This window comes from Rhodovulum bhavnagarense (assembly GCF_004343505.1).
GTDB lineage: Bacteria > Pseudomonadota > Alphaproteobacteria > Rhodobacterales > Rhodobacteraceae > Rhodovulum > Rhodovulum bhavnagarense.
The window spans coordinates 1-2,500 of the sequence record NZ_SLXU01000032.1 but is presented as its reverse complement, the minus strand read 5'-3'; the positions used below and the strand labels follow the sequence as shown (position 1 = coordinate 2,500).

1 tRNA gene and 2 rRNA genes (1 of these 3 cut by a window edge) are annotated in these 2,500 nt (G+C 55.7%); all 3 read left to right on the top strand.

Going from position 1 to position 2,500, the window contains the following annotated elements:
- Positions 1-2,160: ribosomal RNA gene (locus EV663_RS15265) — 23S ribosomal RNA — on the top strand (it extends 658 nt beyond the left edge of the window).
- 80 nt (positions 2,161-2,240) lie between these two features.
- A 5S ribosomal RNA gene (gene rrf / locus EV663_RS15260) occupies positions 2,241-2,355 on the top strand.
- A 66-nt stretch (positions 2,356-2,421) separates the two neighbouring features.
- Positions 2,422-2,498, top strand: a tRNA-Met gene (locus EV663_RS15255).
- The last annotated feature ends 2 nt before the right edge of the window (positions 2,499-2,500 follow it).

The window sequence follows — 2,500 nt, the reverse complement described above, 5'->3', positions numbered from 1 at the left end:
AGTCTTAATAGGGCGTCGAGTTCGTGGGATCAGACCCGAAACCGAGTGATCTAGGCATGTCCAGGATGAAGGTACGGTAACACGTACTGGAGGTCCGAACCCACACCTGTTGAAAAAGGTCGGGATGAGGTGTGCCTAGGGGTGAAAGGCCAATCAAACTCGGAGATAGCTGGTTCTCCGCGAAATCTATTTAGGTAGAGCGTCATCCGAATACCCCGGGGGGTAGAGCGCTGGATGGGTAATGGGGCCCCACAGGCTTACTGATCCTAACCAAACTCCGAATACCCGGGAGTACTAGATGGCAGACACACGGCGGGTGCTAACGTCCGTCGTGGAGAGGGAAACAACCCTGACCTACAGCTAAGGCCCCCAATTCGTGGCTAAGTGGGAAAGCAGGTGGGACGACCAAAACAACCAGGAGGTTGGCTTAGAAGCAGCCATCCTTTAAAGATAGCGTAACAGCTCACTGGTCTAATCAAGTTGTCCTGCGGCGAAGATGTAACGGGGCTCAAGCCACGAGCCGAAGCTTAGGACTGCGCAAGCAGTGGTAGCGGAGCGTAGTGTGAAAAAACCCACGCCTCTTTAGCACCCCTGGGGTGCTCCGGAGGCTCGGGTTTGGCTGTGAAGCCGGGCTGTAAGGCACCGGTGGAGCGATCACTAGCGAGAATGATGACATGAGTAGCGACAAAGGGGGTGAGAGACCCCCTCGCCGAAAGTCCAAGGGTTCCTGCTTAAAGCTAATCTGAGCAGGGTAAGCCGGCCCCTAAGTCGAGGCGGAAACGCGTAGACGATGGGAACCAGGTTAATATTCCTGGGCCAGGAGGATGTGACGGATTGTGGCGGCGTGCGTCCCTTAACGGATTGGGGCGTATCCAAGACAGTTCCTGGAAATAGCCCTCCGCCAGACCGTACCCTAAACCGACACAGGTGGACTGGTAGAGCATACCAAGGCGCTTGAGAGAACGATGTTGAAGGAACTCGGCAAAATACCTCCGTAAGTTCGCGAGAAGGAGGCCCGGGCCAAGAGGTCCGGGGGCACAAACCAGGGGGTGGCGACTGTTTACTAAAAACACAGGGCTCTGCGAAGTCGCAAGACGACGTATAGGGTCTGACGCCTGCCCGGTGCCGGAAGGTTAAAAGGAGGGGTGCAAGCTCCGAATTGAAGCCCCGGTAAACGGCGGCCGTAACTATAACGGTCCTAAGGTAGCGAAATTCCTTGTCGGGTAAGTTCCGACCTGCACGAATGGCGTAACGACTTCCCCGCTGTCTCCAACATCGACTCAGCGAAATTGAATTGCCTGTCAAGATGCAGGCTTCCCGCGGTTAGACGGAAAGACCCCGTGCACCTTTACTACAGCTTCGCACTGGCATCAGGATTGTGATGTGCAGGATAGGTGGTAGGCTTTGAAGCAGGGACGCTAGTCCCCGTGGAGCCAACCTTGAGATACCACCCTTCGCACTCTTGATGTCTAACCGCGGTCCGTTACCCGGATCCGGGACCCTGCGTGGCGGGTAGTTTGACTGGGGCGGTCGCCTCCCAAAGCGTAACGGAGGCGCGCGAAGGTTGGCTCAGAGCGGTCGGAAATCGCTCGTTGAGTGCAATGGCAGAAGCCAGCCTGACTGCGAGACTGACAAGTCGAGCAGAGACGAAAGTCGGCCATAGTGATCCGGTGGTCCCGAGTGGAAGGGCCATCGCTCAACGGATAAAAGGTACGCCGGGGATAACAGGCTGATACTGCCCAAGAGTCCATATCGACGGCAGTGTTTGGCACCTCGATGTCGGCTCATCTCATCCTGGGGCTGGAGCAGGTCCCAAGGGTATGGCTGTTCGCCATTTAAAGAGGTACGTGAGCTGGGTTTAGAACGTCGTGAGACAGTTCGGTCCCTATCTGCCGTGGGTGTAGGATACTTGAGAGGAGTTGCCCCTAGTACGAGAGGACCGGGGTGAACGATCCACTGGTGGACCTGTTGTGGCGCCAGCCGCAGTGCAGGGTAGCTATGATCGGACAGGATAACCGCTGAAGGCATCTAAGCGGGAAGCCCCCCTCAAAACAAGGTATCCCAGAGGGCCGAGGTAGACCACCTCGTCGATAGGCCGGAGATGTAAGCGCAGCAATGCGTTCAGTTGACCGGTACTAATTGCCCGATAGGCTTGATTTGACCCAGTAAAAGACAAACTCAACTGGTCAAAAGCGCACATAAACGTACAACTTGGAAAAAAACAACTGGGTCTTCCTCGGTTTGGTGGTCATAGCGCGAGCAAAACACCCGGATCCATTCCGAACCCGGCCGTTAAGTGCCGCCGCGCCAATGGTACTGCGTCTCAAGACGTGGGAGAGTAGGTCACCGCCAAACCTAGAAAGACCCAGTAAAACAACTCTCTAAACGATCAGCCCATAAAATAATATGGGCCAAAAATGCCGCGGGGTGGAGCAGCCCGGTAGCTCGTCAGGCTCATAACCTGAAGGTCGTAGGTTCAAATCCTACCCCCGCAACCAAA